The organism is Paenibacillus sp. J31P190 (assembly GCF_059692075.1).
Genome location: NZ_JCAUAS010000005.1, coordinates 85,956 through 104,554, shown reverse-complemented (window position 1 = coordinate 104,554; position 18,599 = coordinate 85,956). Strand labels below are relative to the sequence as shown.

Annotated in this window: 11 protein-coding genes and 1 pseudogene; 11 read left to right on the top strand and 1 reads right to left on the bottom strand. The window is 39.4% G+C overall.

Annotated features, from left to right (window positions below; genetic code table 11):
* The 9 genes and pseudogenes from AC58U0_RS12095 to AC58U0_RS12055 form a co-directional block, all read left to right on the top strand.
* Complete coding sequence (locus AC58U0_RS12095; protein ID WP_497379278.1) at positions 1–660, top strand: FusB/FusC family EF-G-binding protein; 660 nt, start codon at positions 1–3, stop codon at positions 658–660.
* 288 nt (positions 661–948) lie between these two features.
* Positions 949–2,271, top strand: coding sequence for an ABC transporter substrate-binding protein (locus tag AC58U0_RS12090; RefSeq protein WP_497379277.1), 1,323 nt, complete (start codon positions 949–951; stop codon positions 2,269–2,271).
* A 69-nt stretch (positions 2,272–2,340) separates the two neighbouring features.
* Positions 2,341–3,240 carry a carbohydrate ABC transporter permease gene (locus tag AC58U0_RS12085; RefSeq protein ID WP_497379276.1) on the top strand — a complete coding sequence of 300 codons (900 nt, stop codon included), beginning with the start codon at positions 2,341–2,343 and terminating at the stop codon, positions 3,238–3,240.
* A 6-nt stretch (positions 3,241–3,246) separates the two neighbouring features.
* On the top strand, positions 3,247–4,077 hold the full coding sequence (locus AC58U0_RS12080; RefSeq protein ID WP_497379275.1) for a carbohydrate ABC transporter permease: 831 nt from the start codon (positions 3,247–3,249) through the stop codon (positions 4,075–4,077).
* Between the two features lie 29 nt (positions 4,078–4,106).
* The gene (locus tag AC58U0_RS12075) at positions 4,107–5,153 is read left to right on the top strand and encodes a glycoside hydrolase family 43 protein (RefSeq protein WP_497379274.1); all 1,047 of its coding nucleotides are present in this window, start codon (positions 4,107–4,109) and stop codon (positions 5,151–5,153) included.
* Between the two features lie 360 nt (positions 5,154–5,513).
* Positions 5,514–6,668: an extracellular solute-binding protein gene (locus tag AC58U0_RS12070; RefSeq protein WP_497379273.1), complete on the top strand. Its 1,155-nt coding sequence runs from the start codon at positions 5,514–5,516 to the stop codon at positions 6,666–6,668.
* A complete protein-coding gene (locus tag AC58U0_RS12065; protein WP_497379271.1) occupies positions 6,610–8,448 on the top strand; it encodes a cache domain-containing sensor histidine kinase in 1,839 nt (612 codons plus the stop codon). The genes AC58U0_RS12070 and AC58U0_RS12065 overlap by 59 nt, the downstream gene beginning before the upstream one ends.
* Positions 8,441–10,042, top strand: coding sequence for a response regulator (locus AC58U0_RS12060; RefSeq protein ID WP_497379269.1), 1,602 nt, complete (start codon positions 8,441–8,443; stop codon positions 10,040–10,042). Before AC58U0_RS12065 ends, AC58U0_RS12060 begins: the two co-directional genes overlap by 8 nt.
* 183 nt (positions 10,043–10,225) lie before the next feature.
* Positions 10,226–10,474, top strand: a pseudogene (locus AC58U0_RS12055) (RNA polymerase subunit sigma-70); the annotation flags it as partial.
* Between the two features lie 228 nt (positions 10,475–10,702).
* Here AC58U0_RS12055 and AC58U0_RS12050 read toward each other — a convergent pair.
* Positions 10,703–12,040, bottom strand: coding sequence for an IS1182 family transposase (locus AC58U0_RS12050; protein ID WP_497379493.1), 1,338 nt, complete (start codon positions 12,038–12,040; stop codon positions 10,703–10,705).
* A gap of 269 nt (positions 12,041–12,309) precedes the next feature.
* Here AC58U0_RS12050 and AC58U0_RS12045 point away from each other — a divergent pair, with 269 nt between their 5' ends.
* A complete protein-coding gene (locus AC58U0_RS12045) occupies positions 12,310–14,205 on the top strand; it encodes an ATP-binding protein (RefSeq protein WP_497379267.1) in 1,896 nt (631 codons plus the stop codon).
* A 126-nt stretch (positions 14,206–14,331) separates the two neighbouring features.
* Complete coding sequence (locus tag AC58U0_RS12040) at positions 14,332–18,291, top strand: P-loop NTPase (RefSeq protein WP_497379265.1); 3,960 nt, start codon at positions 14,332–14,334, stop codon at positions 18,289–18,291.
* The last annotated feature ends 308 nt before the right edge of the window (positions 18,292–18,599 follow it).

Genomic DNA, 18,599 nt, shown 5'->3' with positions numbered 1-18,599 from the left:
ATGAATCAACCATTCATTAGAAACCATCAATACAATGATATCAAGAAGCAGGTCTCTCTGCTGCAAAGTACTTGTAACTCCGTTTCCGATCGGAAAGTGGTAGAGTCGGTGCGATATAACGCGCAAACCAAACTGAACGAGGTGTTCCCGGATGCGAATGATCTGCAAAAGCAAGCACTGGGGAATATAACGTTACTGCAAACAGCAGAAGAGTTCCAGCGCTATTTGCGTTCCTTGGAGCCTTATTTGGCGGAATTTGCGCACGTGACGGAAAATCAGCTGAAGAAGCTTTTTCCCAAAATTAAAAAAATGAAGGTGCCCGACTTAACGGCCATCGACTATCGATACGTGACGTATCTCGGCTGGATCGATATCGCGACGAATAAATTGTTCCTCGTGTATTATCTGAACGGGAAGCTCGTTGGAATAGAAGGGAAATATACGCCGACGAATAAGAAAGGCGTTTGCTTCGTATGTAATCGGCATGAAGAGGTTGCGTTATTTACGGCGGTGACCAAATGGAAGCCGGCAAGCGCTACGCCTGATTACTACAGAGCAATCGGCAATTACTTGTGTGTGAACAGCGAGGCTTGCAATAAGAATATAACCGATGTTGCCGTGTTGGAGAAATTCATACAGGATGTATTGGTTGGTCCGTAATCGCCGCGCAATGTATAGATGAGGAAGGAATCAATAAAGGAGCTGCCCCGAAGGTCATCAGACCTGAGGGGCAGCTCCTTTTCTCATATGTGTGTCTTATCTGAAAATATGTCCAATGGTCCTTGAATATCGTCATGGTAACGTTTTCGCAAAGTTATTATAGTTAGGTTGTGGTAAACAATTGAGCAACGGGGTGATGAAGGATAAGCGATTGTAAGGTTAGCGTAAACGTTCTAGTGGTACGGGGAGTCCATTATTCTGTGTTCAAATTGAAGGGAGATTATATACATGGTTAAGATGAAAAGTTTTCAAATGATGGGTTTAGCTGGGCTATCCTTGGCAATGGTGCTATCAGGTTGTTCTTCAACGAAAACGGCAACTTCGTCTCCAGCTGCGGCAACACCAGCTGCTTCAGCGGCAGCTACCAAAGCGCCAGAACCTGCGAAAAGCGCGGAAAAAGTTACGGTAAACTTCTGGACGCCATTCTCAGGTAATGATGGTCCATTTATGAAAAAAATCGTCGACAATTACAATAAATCACAAGAAAAATATACTGTGAAAATGACGATTCAGCCCAATGCCGATTACTATAAACTGCTGGATACAGCGATCGCAACGAAAAAAGGAGTTCCTGATGTAGCGATCATGCATCTTGACCAAACACCTACTTATATTGCTAAAGATTTGCTGCAGCCATTGGACGAAGTAGCAAAATCCGTTGGTGTTGAAAAAAGTAATTTTCCTCCTGCGACCGTAGATTATGCAACAAAGGATGGCAAATGGTACAGCATTCCACTTGATGTTCATCCATTGATTATGTACTACAACAAAGATTTGTTCGCAGCTGCGGGAATTAAAGCGCCCCCAACAAACCGACAAGAATTTGTAGACGCTGCGAAAAAGCTAACGGACCCTTCCAAAGGTGTTTGGGGAGCTGCGATGCCGACCTTCTGGATTCAAAATTTCTTGTTCCCAACGATTCTTTTCCAAAATGGCGGAAGCTTTTTAGATGATAAAGGGAATATTGCTTATAACTCACCAGCAGGTGTAGAAGCCGTTACATTTATGAGAAGCTTAACGGAGATGAAAGTATCCCCTCCTACTGTTGCGCAAGATGGTGACTTTAACTTGTTCCAACAAGGGAAAAGCGCTATGCACTTCAATGGTCCTTGGTCCAAGGATGGTTTCGACAAAGCCAAGATCAACTATGGTGTTGCACCCGTTCCACAACTAGGAACCGTTAAACAAGCCGTTTTCGGCGGATCACATAACTTCGTCATTCCTAAATCAACTACTGATGCCAATGTTCTTGCCGGTGCAGGTGATTTCTTGAAATTCGTATCAGCCAATTCGATTGATTGGGCAGAGTCCGGTCAAGCGGTTGCTTCGAAAGTCGTACGTGACAGCGCTGCGTTTAAAGCAATGACACAACAACAAACAGAAGTTGCTAAGGAATTTGATTATGTTCAATTTGCTCCTAAAGTATTAAATTGGGGCCCAATTTCCGACAGTATTTGGACGGAGTTAGCGAATGCTTTGCAAGGTAAAAAGGATCCGAAAGGTGCGCTTGATGATGCAGCAGCCAAATCTACACAAGCGATGAAAAAGTAATTCATAGTGAAAGGAAGGAAGGCGGGTATCGTTTACCCGTCTTCAATTCTAAGTATAGGAGGGAATTCGTTGTCAACAACATCCAATTGGAAATCAAAGCTGACTTCAAGCTTATTCATATTGCCGTATTTTCTAGCCTTTTTAGCGTTTACGCTCTTTCCAATCATTTATGGCTTTATCATTAGTTTAAAGCAATATAATTTACTGGATCCTGTACATCCGTTTGTAGGATTAGACAATTATAAGCAAATTTTCACGAAGGGTACGCAACCTAATGACCTCTTCTTCATTGGGATGAAAGCGACTTTGAAGTTTGTCGTCTTTTCGGTTCCATTTTTAGTTATTGTAGGCTTAGGCTTTGCTTTGCTGCTAAATGCACTTCCCTCAAAACTTCGGTCACTTTTTCGGTCGATTTATTTTATTCCTTATGCGGTTTCGGCAACGGTAATGGCCGTAATTTGGAAGCGAATGTTCGATGTTACCGGCGGATTTATCAATATGTTTATAGCAAAGCTGGGAATTCGTGAGTTCGACCCGGTTCCATGGCTGCTGGATAGCCCCTTCGTATGGTTCGCATTGGTTGTTGCTACGCTTTGGTGGACCATTGGCTTCAATATGATTATCTTTGTAAATGCACTAAATGGTGTACCTGAGGATCTTTATGAAGCAGCAAAAATAGATGGAGCGAATGGCTGGGACAGACTTAAAAGCATTACAGTCCCGTTTATTAGACCCGTAATTATTTTTGTACTCATTACTTCGACCATTGCATCCTATAACGTCTTCGCCCAGCCCAATTTAATGATGGGGGATAAGGTTGAAGAGACGAAGGTTTTATTAATAGGTATTCTGCAAACGGCTTACACAGCCAGAGAGATTGGTTCAGCTTCTGCCATGGCTATTTTGATGGGATTAATGATTATGATTGTTTCTATTATTCAATTTAAAGTCACAAATAGAAAGGAGTAGAGGACGATGAAACCTTCGAAGATTTTTTATGTGCTGTTGGCTTCGCTGCTAGGCATTATTTTTATCCTTCCAATGCTATGGATGTTTTCAAATTCATTTAAAACAGATGCTGAAGTGATGGCGCCCGTGTTTCATTTGCTGCCTAAAGAATTTACATGGGATAATTTCCATACGATTTTTGTAGGCGGAGATGTTGAGGTTCCGATCTTTCGCTGGATTTTTAATTCATTTTTTGTAGGCTTTGCCGCAACGGTCTTGGTTCTATTTCTGGATACTATGGCCGCTTATGCGTTAACCAAGCTAGATATTCCTTTCAAAAAAACATTGTTTGCTTTATTCATTGGCTCATTAATGGTCCCAGGGATTATTTCATTCCTGCCTCAATATTTGAGTTTCAGTAATTTGAATTTGATCAATACGTATTATGTACTCATTTTGCCATATTCCGGCGGAGCTCTCGGTGTATTTTTGTTAATTCAGTTTTTTCAATCCTTTCCACATGAAATTATTGAAGCTGCTAGAATCGACGGGGCTAATAAATGGCATGTTTTCACGTCCGTACTGCTGCCTTCTTCCGTTTCAATTGTTACAACACTTGCTATTTTCACCTTTATGAATGTTTTTAATGATTACGTGTGGCCGTTCTTCACAGTTACAGACTTGGGAATGCGAACACTTACAGCGGGAGTTGCCGTTATGGCAACCGGAAGCTTTACAGCTTCCTATGGTAAATTAATGGCTTTAGCCACATTATCAACGATCCCAACACTAATTATTTTTATAATTGGTCAGAAGCAATTCATTCAATCTATTACAGCCACAGGAGTTAAACAGTAAAAAGGAACACTGTCAAAGGTGGTTTTCATATGCGCATGTTGATTACTTTACTAGGTTGTATCCTGCTATTGGCGGGATGTTCGAAAGGGGTTGTAGAGGAAGCTGTGAAGGAAACCAAAAGTACGGTATCGCCATCCAAGGAAGCGAAAACATTTACGAACCCTATACTGGACAACGGAGCCGATCCATGGGTCACTTCGAAGGATGGGACCTATTATTATACGCATACAACGGGAAACTCGATTCGAATTTGGAAGTCTCATACGTTAACAGGGCTTTCAAATGCTGAATATAAAGACGTCTGGTTTCCACCTGTTTCAGGACCTAATACTTCAAACATTTGGGCACCTGAATTACATTTTCTCAAAGGCAAATGGTATATCTACTATGCAGCAGATGACGGTCAGAATGAGAACCATCGGATGTTCGTGCTGGAATCGGAGACAGAGGATCCTCTAGGAAAATACATAGACAGGGGAATGATGGACACTTCTGGCAGATGGGCTATCGATGGAACAACGCTGCAAAAAGAAGATGGATCGTTATATTTCATTTGGTCGGGCTGGGAAGGTACGGTGAACGTGAGCCAACATTTGTACATTGCACCGATGAGCAATCCGTACACGATTAGCGGAAAACCAGTAGAAATCTCAAGACCCACCTATGACTGGGAGTTGGTCGGGAATCCTACGATTAATGAAGGTCCTCAGGTATTGATGCATAAGGATCAAATTTTTGTTATTTATTCGGCAAGCGGCAGCTGGACCGATGACTATTGTTTGGGGATGTTAAGTACACAGATGAAAAGTGACTTGTTGAATCCTGCCTCATGGAAAAAACATGAGAAAGCCGTATTTTCAAAAACAGATCAGGTATTCGGACCTGGTCATAACTCTTTTGCGAAATCACCAGATGGGAAAGAGGACTGGATTCTGTATCATGGTGCGAAAACGCAAGGCTCTGGCTGGAATCGCAACGTGCGTATGCAGCCTTTTGGGTGGAATCCTGATGGATCGCCTAATCTTGGGACTCCGATTGCGGAAGGCATTCCAATTGCGGTGCCTAGCGGTGAATAGAATTTGATAAAACAAGGCTGTCCTCAAGGTCTATGACCTTAGGGGATAGCTTTGTTTTTTTTCTGTTAAATGTGCGAAGATCTGCCCATGATATCTAAAAATATGTCCATTACTGGAGTAATTAGGTCATTGGATTCATCTGTCCTACTTTGTATAATTAAGAGATACTATATTATCAATCGGGGGATTCAAGTGAGCGGTAAGCAACGATCAAGATTAAGCGCCACATTACTCCTTATCCTAATGAGTTCATTCACAATAAGCTGCAGTCCACAACCGAACACCCATACCGAAGAAGCCAGCTCTAATAAGCTGAGAATCACCTTTTGGTCTCCGTTTAGTGGAGGCGATGGACAATTTATGGCAGAATTAATCCAGCAATATAATAATGAGAATAAAGATCACGTTAAAATAGAACAGATTAATAATAATTCAGGAGATTATTACCCCAAGCTCTCAACGGCAATCGTGACAGAAGAAGCGCCTGATATCGCGATTGTACACTCAGCCAAGTATTCCCAATATGCGCCAGCGGGCTTCCTGACAGATTTGAATGAACTGGCAGTCGAGGCTGGCGTTAATTGGAACGATTTTAATCCGACGATTTTGAAAAGCACGGTTGCCGAAGATAAGCATTTGGGCATTCCGCTAGATACGCATCTGGAAGTCATGTACTATAACAAAACTTGGCTGAAGCAAGCCGGCCTTCTAGATGAGAAAGAAAAGCCTATCTTATCCAATGGCGAAGAAGGGTTTATTCAATTTTTACAAAAAATCCGTGCGAGTGTACCGGAACATATATCTCCTCTGGCCGAGCCGAATGTACGAATTGACTCCTTCTGGTTATGGTATTCTTTCTATAATCAGATGAATATGGATGGTGGACGATTCTATACCGACGATGGAAAAGCGGCAGCCATTGATAATCCTTCTGCGCTGCAATCCTTGAAATTTGTGAATTCTCTTTATGCCAGTAAGCTCATCCATCCTAATATTAACGATACAGTTCAAACCTTTGCTAAAGGCAACGCAGCCATTTTAATTACAGGCGTATGGGCAACGGGTACTTTTGAAAAAGCTGCAGATTTGAATTTTGGTGTCACCAAAATACCTCAAATCTACGATCATCCAGCAGTATGGGGAGATTCTCACACGTTTTCTCTTCCCTATCATGAGAAGCCGGATAAGCAAAAGCAGCTCGCAGCCCTTAAATTTGCCAATTGGGTAGCGGCTCACGGTGCAAGCTGGGCGAAAGCCGGTCATATCCCGGCTGTTAAGAAAGCTGTAGAATCAAAGGAGTTTCAGCAGCTTAAATATCGTCCGGATTATGCCAGCTCGGCGGATGATGTGAAATATTTTCCGAATCAACCGCGACAGGGAACGATTAATGATGAACTTGTGCGTGAGTTTGAAAAGATGATGGTGGGACAGACAACACCACAAGAGGTGCTGCATAATGCGCAAAAGATCATTAATACCAATCTTCAGATTCAGCAGAATACAGCTCCGAAATAGAATGCAGTGGATCAAAAACCTGCCTATTGCTGCAAAGCTCATTGTTATTAGCTTTATTCTAATTGCTGTTCCGCTTGGTATTGCCAGCTATTTGACTTATACGAGCTATTCAGCATCGATTCAAAAAAACACCGGCAAATATCAAATGGACGTGGTGAAGGAATTAACAGCTAATATTGATACCTATATGAATGAACTCAATTTATTAACCTTGCTGCCTTACCAATCGCAGCAAATATTGAAATATATGGAAGCTGGCGGCTCGAATGCGAATCTTTCGTTTAACGAAAGGGTAACGATCGAGGATTTTACGAAGCGTGTCTTTGCTAATGGAAGAGTGGATATTTCAGGCCTAACCCTGTATAGAGTCTCTGGGGGTACATACACGGCCATGTTGGAGGAGCAAGCAAATTATTCGTTAAAACGTGTAGAAGATGAACCTTGGTATGAAAAAGTATCCAAGACGGGAAAAGTCGTTTATATCGGTACTTACAGCAAAAATGGTTTAGATACAAATAACCAGGTGTATTCCTTTGCCAGAAAAATACGCAGTGTAGACACGGGGAAGGTTTTAGGCTATTTGGTGCTGGATGTGGATAAAAACGTTATTCGCAACAAAATAGAAGCTATTTCCAACGATAAGAAGAACATTATGATCGTCGATAGCGAGGGATCGATGATCTATAAAAGCATGGAATATTGGATTGATTCCGATAAATTGCTGCCATATAAAGGTGCGGGAACTGTTGTTTATAAGCAAGACAAGGATACGGAGCTGTTATCCTACTATACTTCACCCTTTACGGGCTGGACGATGATCGAAATGGTACCGCTTGCCACTCTGCTTCAGGATACCGTTTATGTTAAGAACTATATTATCCTGATCGGAGCTGTTTGTTTGTTCCTTGCGTTCATCATTTTCACTATTTTCGCCTTGCGCATTACGAATCCGATTAGTGAATTGCGAAATTTAATGAAAAAGGTTGTTGTTGGAGACTTACATGTATCGATTCCCATCAGCAGCCGTGATGAGATTGGGCAGTTAAGTCAATCTTTTAATATCATGGTGTCAAAGCTCAGTGACTTAGGTTATCGTCTCTATGAATCGGAAATTAGAGAGAAGAATGCGCAAATATCTGCTTTGCAGAGCCAAATTAATCCGCATTTTTTGTATAATACGTTAGGTTCGATCAGCATGTACGCAGAAATACAAGGCAACCGCGAAGTGGTTAAAATGACCAATAACTTAAGCAAGCTGCTGCGCTACAGCATCAATAGTCACAAAAGCCAAGTGCCGCTTAATTTGGAACTAGACCATGTGAAAGGCTATATGGCTATCCAGCAAATACGTTTTGAGGATAAAATTCAGTTCCACATAAATATTGAGCCGGAGCTGCTCTCTTATTCTGTAATTCGGTTTATTTTACAGCCGATCGTTGAGAATAGTATTGTGCACGGCATTGATAAGGGGAATGGATATGGCAACATTATTCTTACAGGAAAGAAACAGGAAGATAATATGCTGATCACCATTCAAGATGATGGTGCAGGCATGAGCGCGGTTCAATTGCAACATTTACTTGATAAAAAATTCGATTTTGCCTCATCTGAGGAGGGCACAGGCGGTCATGGTTTAATGAATGTACACCGAAGAATTGCTTTGCGCTATGGCAATCAGTATGGCATTAAGATAGAGAGCAGCCTTAAACAAGGAACAACCATTTTCCTTACTTTACCGCTCATAGAAGACCATCTTGAAGGGGGTAAAATGGATGCCTAAAATACTAATCGTAGATGACGAAACGATTTTTCGTAAAGGTATTCGGCTAATGATTGCAGAGTTGCAATCTGAATGGATTGTTATTGCGGAAGCCATGGATGGCGTGGAAGCCTTGGAAAAAATAGAAGAACTGCAGCCCGATTTGATTATTACAGATATCAAAATGCCACGGATGGACGGTATCCAGCTGCAATATATTGTGAAAGAACGTTACCCGCAGATTGCTTGCGTTGTGATGAGCGGGTATAACGATTTCCAATATGCTCGTGAATCCCTAAGATTAGGGGCAAAAGACTACTTAATGAAACCTTTTGAAAGAGAAGAATTATATGATTTGCTTGGCAAGCTGCAGGAAGAGTTGGCGCTAGAAAAGCAGCAAAATAAAGTCAATGCCAAAGATAGACAAGTACAGAATCAAATGCGTCACCATGTATTAGCAGGTCTACTAACGGGGAGTATTCATCATGCAGAGACTGAGCTGCTTGAGAATGTAGGCATTCTATTTCCACATCCTAATACTAGCTGTTTAGTTGCTAAGCTTGATCGAGACTCAGTAACGGATGAGAGATATTACCAAATGAATCCATCTTTGTTTACCGTCTACATGCAGCAATTTATTCAGGAGAGCATCGACAAATCCTTCCTAGGGCATGTCTTTATTTTACATGATAACGAGGTTGTCGCTTTAATCAATCATGAGGAAGGAGAATCCTCGTATTCAGAAATAGAGAAATTAACGAACCGAATCCGCAAGGAAATTCGCGGGCAATCCAATTTTACAATCACCTTCGGCCTAGGCAGTCCTGCGAAGGACTTGGAATCGATCTCTAAATCCTACAAGGAAGCGGGATTAGCTTTATTGTACCGATTGGTTATTGGCGGAGATCGCTTGCTTTCTAGCGAGAACATCGCCGAGATGAAAATGGAGAAGCTCGAATGGCATTCCTCCGATTGGAACCTGCTCAATCAGTTTGTCCAAGAAGGCGATTTGGCTAATGTACAATACCAAGCAAGTCAATTCGTAACCAAGCTTTGCCAACAATGGCATGACCCCGAAATCATTCAACAGCAAATATGCAAAATGCTGCTTCACTTCTACGAACAGGCTGTCAATTTGGCAGTGGTTAAACAGTGGCTGCAGGCTACCGATGTGAAGCAGGTATTGATGGATATTTACTCCATTTCGTCCAGTAAAGAATTGATTGAACGCTGCCAGAAACTGTTAGGTGATTTAAGTGTTTGCATGGCGAATCGCAAGAAAAAGTTTGTAACCAGTCCAGTTGAATTGGTTGTGCGCTATGTCGAAGAACACTATGCAGAATCGATCACCCTAAACATGATGGCAGAAATCGTTTATCTGAGTCCGTCCTATCTAAGCAGCTTATTTAAAAGCAAGCAAGGTCAGTCTTTCATCGATTTTCTTACGGAAAAACGAATCGAAAAAGCGAAAACGATGCTGCTCTACTCGGATGAAAAAATTCAAGTGATTTCGGATTCAACGGGCTTTACGAATATTCGGCATTTCAATCGCGTGTTTAAAACGCTTACGAATCGAACCCCTTCAGAATACCGTGAGGGTAAGAATACGATATAACCTGAGCCATTCAAAGTCATTTAACTTTGAATGGCTTTTTCACTTTTTGAAGTATCGAAGTGAATAGGTAAACTTTTGTGTACGTGCACTTCTAGGCATTCCCCCACATAGACTAATAGTAATCTCTAAGCGGAGGCTACCGAAGCAGTCATGCTCCGCAATACGCTCAAGGGGGTAGCTGGAATGCCTGGATTGTTTGGTACAATTGCTTTATTGATCAAGCAGCTAACGCTACTTGTGTCCTACGTCAAAAATAATGCGTTTCCACAACCTCTCACAGAGGAAGAAGAAGAAAAGCACTTACGGTTAATGGCTGAGGGGAACGACAACTCCCGTAATAAGTTAATTGAACATAATTTAAGACTCGTTGCGCATATTGTTAAGGAGTTGTGGACACGAAACGATGTAATTTTTGTTGGACAAGCAGGGATATTTCTTCATTCGACACATGTGGAGTACTGTGTGTCGCTCGTGAGAACGCAGTGATGTAGAGACACATTTACCAATTTAAAAAACACAAGCGCTTTGTCGAGGCCACTGAAAAGCTTGTGTCTTCCTAAATCAAGTTAATGCTCTAAAGAAAAAGACGGCGTTTACCCCCATATTCTGGGGGTAAACGCCGTCTTTTTCCCTCTGTAAAGCTCTGTTCGGTCATGGTTTTTAGTCGTTCAGTTTCAGAATTCGCTTTAGATTCACTGCGAATATGGCCATTGCCCCTTGCAATTCCATACCTAATAGACCCGCGGAAGTGGCTACATCATACCCGTGCCTGTGCTTAAGTTCGCTATTCTTCGCTTCGATCTTGTAGCATCCTTCTTTGAACGGACATCGCTTGCATTTCTCTACATCAAAATAGTAGGTATCGGATTGGTTTTTCCCAAAGCCCTTTTTCCCTTGCCGCGCTTTTCTTATCGCCATATGACCGGCCTTACACACATACAAACCCGCGTCTTTGTTAAACTCAAACTCATCCTCTCGACTGCGTCCACCTTGCGTAATCTGTGGATGTAACTTCGACACTAGCTCGATGTTGTTTTCTTTGCTGTAACCAATGTTATCCTTCTCTGAATACGCCGTGTCACCAATAACGGTACTTACTTGCATACCTGCTGCCTTGCTCTTTTCGATCAATGTCTGCAATTGCTTCCCGTCATTCTTTTCTCCTGTTGTGACAATGGCCGCCGTAATGATTCGTTCCTTGCTCATCGCTAAATGTGTTTTGTAACCGAAAAACGCAGAGTCTGCACTTTTGTGACCCACTCTGGCATCTTGGTCTGCAGAGATACGAAGCTGCTCCAAGTCATCTTCAACCGTCTCTTTCAGCAAATTCAGTGGTTCCATGATCTTCGGCAATTGTGCAATCCCAGACTCCATTTCAAGAAAGTCGATGAGTTTTTGACAGTAGTCGATCTCGTTTTCAAGTTCATCGGTTGTGTTTTTCGCTGGGAACTTTGCTTTCATGGATTCATCGATGGCGTAGACGGCTTTTCTCAATTTCCGGGAACGATCTTGCAAGATTTCTCGTGGGGATTTCTGATTATAACGAGCTTTCGTATGCGTGGCATCTACGATGATCGCTGTGCTTTCGATAATATTTTTCTCGACGGCAATTTCTACCGTTTTCCCAATAAGCATGTCCAGTAGATTCAAATCTTTCAACCGCAGCTTGCGAAACTTTGTTAAGGAACTGGGATCGATGACTGAATCTTCAGGAGCCATGTCCAGCAAATATTTGAACGACATGTCGTATCTAGAGCGCTCAACAATATCCACGTCGGATAACTCAAAAATCGCTTTTAAGAGCAGGTATTTAAACATCCGAATCGGATCAATGGCAATTCTACCATTTTCCAGACAGTAACGTTCATTTAATTCTTCGTACACAAAAGAGAAGTTGACCAATTCATTGATTTGGCGCAACATGTTATCTTTAGGAATTATTAAATTATATAGTTCTATATATGGACTTAACATCGTGGACCGCTGTTGTTGAATCAACACACTCACCCACTCCAGATTAATATCCTAATCATACCGAAAAAAAGGTACAGCTTCCTCAATTTTTTTGAGTAGCTGTACCTTTTGATGCAATTAAGGAACTTTTTCAGTGGCCTCGCTTTGTCGCTTGTGTTTTTATTTTTTTAGTGTAAAAAATTTTTTATAGCTCTTTATATGTGGGGATAGGTATTTATGACTTCTCTGGAAGAAGGAAACAGGTCGCATTTTGGCGAATATTTACATTAATGTCTCATTTGGAGGTGTCCAACGTGAAGTTAAAGAGAGTCATTATAAAAAATTTTAGATCATATAAAGAAGAAATTCAAATTCCATTTGATAATTTTACAGCGTTTATAGGAAGGAATGATGTAGGTAAATCAACAATTTTAGAAGCCCTAGAAATATTCTTTAACAACAGCACTGTCAAGATTGAGCAATCTGATGCATGTGTTTACAGCACTACGAAAGAGGTTGTTATAGGTTGCGTCTTTTCAGATTTGCCTAGTCAGGTTGTCTTGGATTCGCAGACCCCTACTGATTTTGCTCAGGAAAACTTGCTTAATCAAAATGGAGAGCTTGAAATCCATAAGGTGTACAATTGTAATTTGAAAACTCCTAAAGAAATGGTGTTTTCTTTCGCTTTTCACCCTTCAACGAATGAAACAAAAGATCTGATAAAGTTAAAAAATGCTGAACTTAAAAGCCGTGCACAAGCACTTGGAATAGATCTAGGGAATATTGATCAGCGTTCTAACCCAACACTTCGTCAAGCAATTAGAAATCATGTGGGTAATTTGCAGTTAGAAGAACAGATGATTCCATTAAATGAAGAAAACGCTAAAGCTGTATGGGAAAGTATTGTGAAGTTCCTGCCACACTATGCACTATTTCAAGCTGATCGTCCGAGTAATGATGAAGATTCTGAAGTCCAGGATCCAATGAAATATGCAATAAGTGAGGCCATTAAGACAGTTGAAGCAGACCTACTACGGATAAAAGAAACTGTACATAGTCAGGTGCTTGCCGTCGCATCAAGAACACTTGATAAGTTGAGACAAATGGATCCAGCTTTGGCGAATGAGCTAGCTCCTCGTTTTAAATCAGAACCGAAATGGGAAGGATTATTCAAATTATCGTTGACAAGTGATGATCAGATACCCATAAATAAACGGGGGAGTGGTGTTCGAAGACTAATCTTACTAAACTTTTTTCGTGCTGAAATCGAACGCAAGCAGTTAGAATTAAGTTCTTCTGGAATCATTTACGCCATTGAGGAACCTGAAACAGCTCAACACCCGAATAATCAAAAAATGTTGGTAGAGGCGCTGACTCAACTTTCGCAAACTGATAATTGTCAGGTAATTGTTACAACTCATGTACCTGGTCTTGCTGGATTACTTAATGTAGAACAACTACGATACATAGAAGCTCTTACAGATGGAAATAGAAAAATCACATATGAAGATGCCGGTGTATATAAAAGGATTGCTGATCAATTAGGAGTATTGCCGGATAGTCGGATTAAAGTATTTATTTGTGTTGAAGGGCCACACGATGTTAGGTTTTTAAATATTATTAGTAAAATTCTGCACAAAGTTAATCCACTTTTTCCGGATATTGAGAATGATCCTAGAATTGCGATGTTTCATTTGGGCGGCAGCACACTAAAGGATTGGGTATCATCAAATTATTTAAGTGGGCTTGGGATACCAGAGATCCACATTTATGATCGGGATGAGGGTGCGCAGCCAAAATATTTAGAACAATGTAATATTGTCAATCGTAGGCGTAATCGTTCGAAAGCTTTTATTACCGAAAAAAGAGAGATGGAGAATTACCTTCATCCTGCCGCTATAAAGGAAGTGTATGAATTAGATATTTCTTTCTCCGAAATGGACGATGTTCCTACTTTAATAGCAAGAGCCCTGCAAGAGCAAGGTTCAGAGCAGCCATGGGAAGAACTTTCTGAAGAGAAAAAGAAAAAGAAAGTTTCAAGAGCAAAAGCCAGACTAAATACAGAAGTCGCTTCAAGGATGACCTATGAAAGGCTATGCGAGATGGATGCATGTAAGGAAGTTGAAACTTGGCTTGGGGCAATTAGTGTGCTTCTAACACTCCAAGATGCCCACGACATGGCGGCACCTGCAGGAGAGGAAGAGGTATAAATGAACCATTTTTTTGTTCTGATTTTGGAGTTATACTTGAGCTTTTTTTTGAACCGCTTTAAGAACACCGATTATCAGAACAAATTTTAAAGCCTGTGAAATTGTTATTTAAACGAGGGATAATTTATGGGGAAAAAGAAAACGTCAAAAAAGAAAAAAGAAGTCATAAATCCAATTAGAGCTTCTATCGAGGAATTAGAACAATCTCGTACTGGTGGACAAATTGCTCTTTCAGGATTTAGCTATCAATTTTTGTATTCTTGCTACTTAATTTTGTCGGAATCTAATGAAAACACAACTTTTCACCTTGAAGGAATAGAGGACATCGATCATTACAAATGTGAGGTTTCTTCTAAAAGTAGCACTCATATTCAACTAAAATATTCCACCCAAAAGCAAGATGCGAGTTTCCTAAAAGATGTTTTGAAAAATTTTTTAGAGGCTTATTTGTTTGATGCCAGTCGTAATTTTAAGCTGGTTTACGATTTTTCTGTAGCTAAAGGAAACTTAAGTAAAATCTTTGACAACGGTTTAGATGAAAGTTCTACTAAGTACTGGAAAGGAATAGTTCAAGATATTAAGGCTGAAAACTCCAATTGGAATTGGATTGGATTTTCTTTTGATAGCTTTATAAAAAAACTTAGTTTTGAAAAACAAAATAAAAATGATCTCTCTGAAAAAACTGAGAAGTTGTTAATTGAAAAATACGATATTACAACTGGAAATATTGCTTTGTTTGCTAATGGTATAAAAATATGCTGCCTCGAGAAAATGGAACGAAGGGAAAGTATCAATCAACAACAATTAAATACAATAATTCAGAGCATTAAAGATGATATAAGTAAAGGCTCTTATAATCGTGCTCATAGCTGGATTAAGAAGCTAGATTTTAATATTTCGAACTGTGAAAATGATTTCAGCTACTATGAAGGAAAGAAGGCTACACCGCAAGATATCGTAATGCAATTGCCTGTTAGACGCATACATACAGAAAAGGAAATTGAGGAATCTATTCAAAATAATAGAGTTACAGTTATTAAAGCATCTAGTGGACAAGGTAAAACTACCATGGCTCTACAAGTTGCTTTTAATTTGTTTAGTGAGTATGCAATTTATCAGCTTGTGTGGTGTAATGATTCAAAAGAATTAGACAATATCGTCCAGTATTTTAAATCAAGAGTGAAACTAGGAGAAAAACCATTAATTGTTATTGACAATTTAGATTCACAAACAGGTGAGTGGAATAGATTAGCTCAACTTTTACAGGAAGAAGTTTCATATCACTACAAACTTCTGCTTACTACACGAGAAGATGATTGGTATAACTACAGTGGCAATTTAAGTAATGTAAGATCTTTGCAAATTGTTAAACTGGTACTTAACGAGCAAGAAGCAAAAAGCATATTTGAAGTGCTGCAAAAATCCCAAAAACTTCATCAATCTATAACAGGCTGGAGAAGTTCCTGGACAAAAGTTTCCGATAAAAAACTTCTAATTGAATATGTGTATCTTCTTACACATGGTGAAATGATTTCGGAGAGGATTGCTCATCAAATCTCTCAAATTAACAAAACGGATTACGGAAGAATAAAATGCGAAATTCTTCGAAAAGTTTGCTTTGCAGATATTTGCGGAATAAAAGTTCCTGTTAGTAAGCTAGTCGGAAGTATACTAGAAACAACAAATCGCGATTATGGTGATCTATTAAAAAGTGTTGAAAATGAATTTTTAATCCGCGTTAATACAACAGAAAAATATGTAGAAGGACTACACCCCGTACGTTCTCAACACATTGTTGATAAGTTGCACGAATTTGCAGAAATAAGTGATACAGCTCTTCAAGTAGTTAAAATAACAGATGTTACATACTTACCAAAGCTATTTTCAAATCTTCCTCACCTAATTATAAACAAGAGGAATTTTTACTCTAATATTATTGAGATTCTTTGGGATGCAAAAAATATGTCACCATATGTATTGGCACTAAAAGGCTTGCTTTCTGGAGGCGTCATGCAATACTATGTGCAAAATCAATCAGCATTTGATGATGCTAATAACCATGGTGGACTTTACCTTTTGTCTACGGATCTAAATCCATTTACACAATTTGAAGAGTTTGAATACTCAGTGCAAACCCTGAGCGAATTAATGAAAATAACTCCAGTTAACGCAAACATTAAATATTTATGTGACCTTAGGGATTCCGTTCCTAAAATCGTATTGTCGGAAACAGATCTTTACTATTTTTGCGAGGCATTATTTATTAAGCTAAAAACTATAAATCTTAATGAACTTATTGATGACATTCATTCTTATGCAACAATTGTGTACTGGTTACTTAATATTGATCGAAAATTTAATCTATCAAAAAACATTTCATTGGAAGCTATATGGGCAGCTAACGAGAACTACACAATCAACGATATATCTAACATTATGTATACTTGCTTTTGTGGCGACAAGGAGACGTATACTTCATTTGTGAAAGACAATTTGCAGAAGATTATGACTTACCTTAAGAAGACTACTACATCTTTGAACCTGTTTTTAAGTGAAGATGGGAATAAAATTCATGTTGAATATATACTTTTGCCGAGTGAATCTCGAAAAGGGAACGAGGAAAGCGTATCTAGATTAATGGTAATCTGCAAAACTCTTCCTATATTTGAAGTATACTGTGCTGATGCAATCAAGCCGACACTTGATATTATTTCTGGATATAATATCCCTGATGATGCACATAAGGCTATGCCACTTAGAAACATAATAATAATGTTTCATCAAGAATTCGCATCATTATGGAATAAAACAATAATGAGCAATTATGAGTGCGACAGTATATTGGAATGGCTAAATCGTTGGTTTACTGTTCGAAAAAATATTGCAATATTATCTGAAAAGTGTACGGCGAGTATCTGTAAACTACTTGAAGATAAACCGTTGGGTAATCTCGCAACTGAAATAGATAACCTAAGAACAGAAATAAACAAGGAACTCATCAGAGAGTATAGTTACCCACATCAAGACAGACCTTTTGAACAAAAAGCTGTCCTCCCTAAGGGTTTCAGTAAAATCAAAGCAGATTATTTTGGAGGTATACAAAATTTTTGTAATCAGCTAGTCAAATTCTTACTACGTGAACCAGAGCAAAGTAGGTTAGCTCTGATCAATTTGACAATAGCACATAGTTCATTGCATGGAATGCAAAAATACTTTGGAGCCATTGTTGATGAGCATGGAATGTTATTACAAGAACATAACGAATTATGTGTGATCGAAGAACGAAGTCTGCAGTTCCTTATCATTTCATGTGAATACTTTAAAGAGCACATGCCCAGCAAATATTTCAATAAATATGCGATAAAGTCTTGGTATAGCAAAAAATATAACGATTTGATGATAGATTCTAGAACAGCATTGAGTGGTTTGACCGAGGACTTTTTGCTTACTTACCCAGTAAAATATTTAAATGATGGTATATTAAAATTTTACCCTATAATTGTTGATAATCTAGATATAACAAATCCTGAAGTGTTTATGAATTTTTTATACCTATGCACCCCCATTGCTACTATGGACTACAGTTATTTAGTTATAGCTAACAAAAATAAACAAAGCCAAATTATTCACACCGGATTGAGGGTTCCAATTCAGTTTTTGAAAGACCTTAAAGTTGCTATTGACACTGAAGACGAAGAATTGATACAGAGTTTATCACCACCATTTCCTGAAGAAATAGCACAAGAATTTTTAGACTGCTTTGAACAGAAATATGAATTATTCATTCCTGCTCGCTCTGAGTACGAAGGAGTGGACAGCATCTTAGAATTACTATGGGCATATTCTAGATCAAGAAAAGAATTGACAGCTGACTCCGATTCGAAATATCTGTCCTCTATTGAGAGTGATTTAAAGGAAAATATAATTTGCCTGCTAAAAAAAATCGAAGCTCAAATGCCGTACAATGACTTTTGTGAGTTAACACAAATTTGTGATGATACATTTAAGGGCAGTCCATTTGACGATAATAAGTTAAACGCATTCAATAAAAAATTAATCACAAGGGTTCTTGAGCAAGTTAACTAGAAGAGCTCAGCGTTTGAGACGTAGAGGTCAGAGGTTCATTGACCTAAGCTTCATATCCAATGCCGAACAACACTTTCGTAGTTAGAGTTATCTGAAAATTTGACAAAATAGATTATTCTATTACCTTCTAAATAAGTAATATAGTGTTGAGCATCTTAATTCTTGGAATTGGGTACGCAGCAATTATTAAATTAATATTTGAGTGATTCAGGGGAGTCGTTGACATCACATAACTCCGTATTCAGGCTGCGGACCCTGGCGTTTCCTTGATTTGCTCGAGGTTTTTCGGGGAAGTGGAGTCAGTCAGA

Excerpts from the sequence above, each read along its gene's own strand:
- AC58U0_RS12065 (WP_497379271.1), top strand. The coding sequence starts at position 6,610 with ATGCGCAAAAGATCATTAATACCAATCTTCAGATTCAGCAGAATACAG.
- AC58U0_RS12095 (WP_497379278.1), top strand. The coding sequence starts at position 1 with ATGAATCAACCATTCATTAGAAACCATCAATACAATGATATCAAGAAG.
- AC58U0_RS12060 (WP_497379269.1), top strand. The coding sequence starts at position 8,441 with ATGCCTAAAATACTAATCGTAGATGACGAAACGATTTTTCGTAAAGGT.
- AC58U0_RS12040 (WP_497379265.1), top strand. The coding sequence starts at position 14,332 with ATGGGGAAAAAGAAAACGTCAAAAAAGAAAAAAGAAGTCATAAATCCA.
- AC58U0_RS12075 (WP_497379274.1), top strand. The coding sequence starts at position 4,107 with ATGCGCATGTTGATTACTTTACTAGGTTGTATCCTGCTATTGGCGGGA.
- AC58U0_RS12090 (WP_497379277.1), top strand. The coding sequence starts at position 949 with ATGGTTAAGATGAAAAGTTTTCAAATGATGGGTTTAGCTGGGCTATCC.
- AC58U0_RS12080 (WP_497379275.1), top strand. The coding sequence starts at position 3,247 with ATGAAACCTTCGAAGATTTTTTATGTGCTGTTGGCTTCGCTGCTAGGC.
- AC58U0_RS12070 (WP_497379273.1), top strand. The coding sequence starts at position 5,514 with ATGGCAGAATTAATCCAGCAATATAATAATGAGAATAAAGATCACGTT.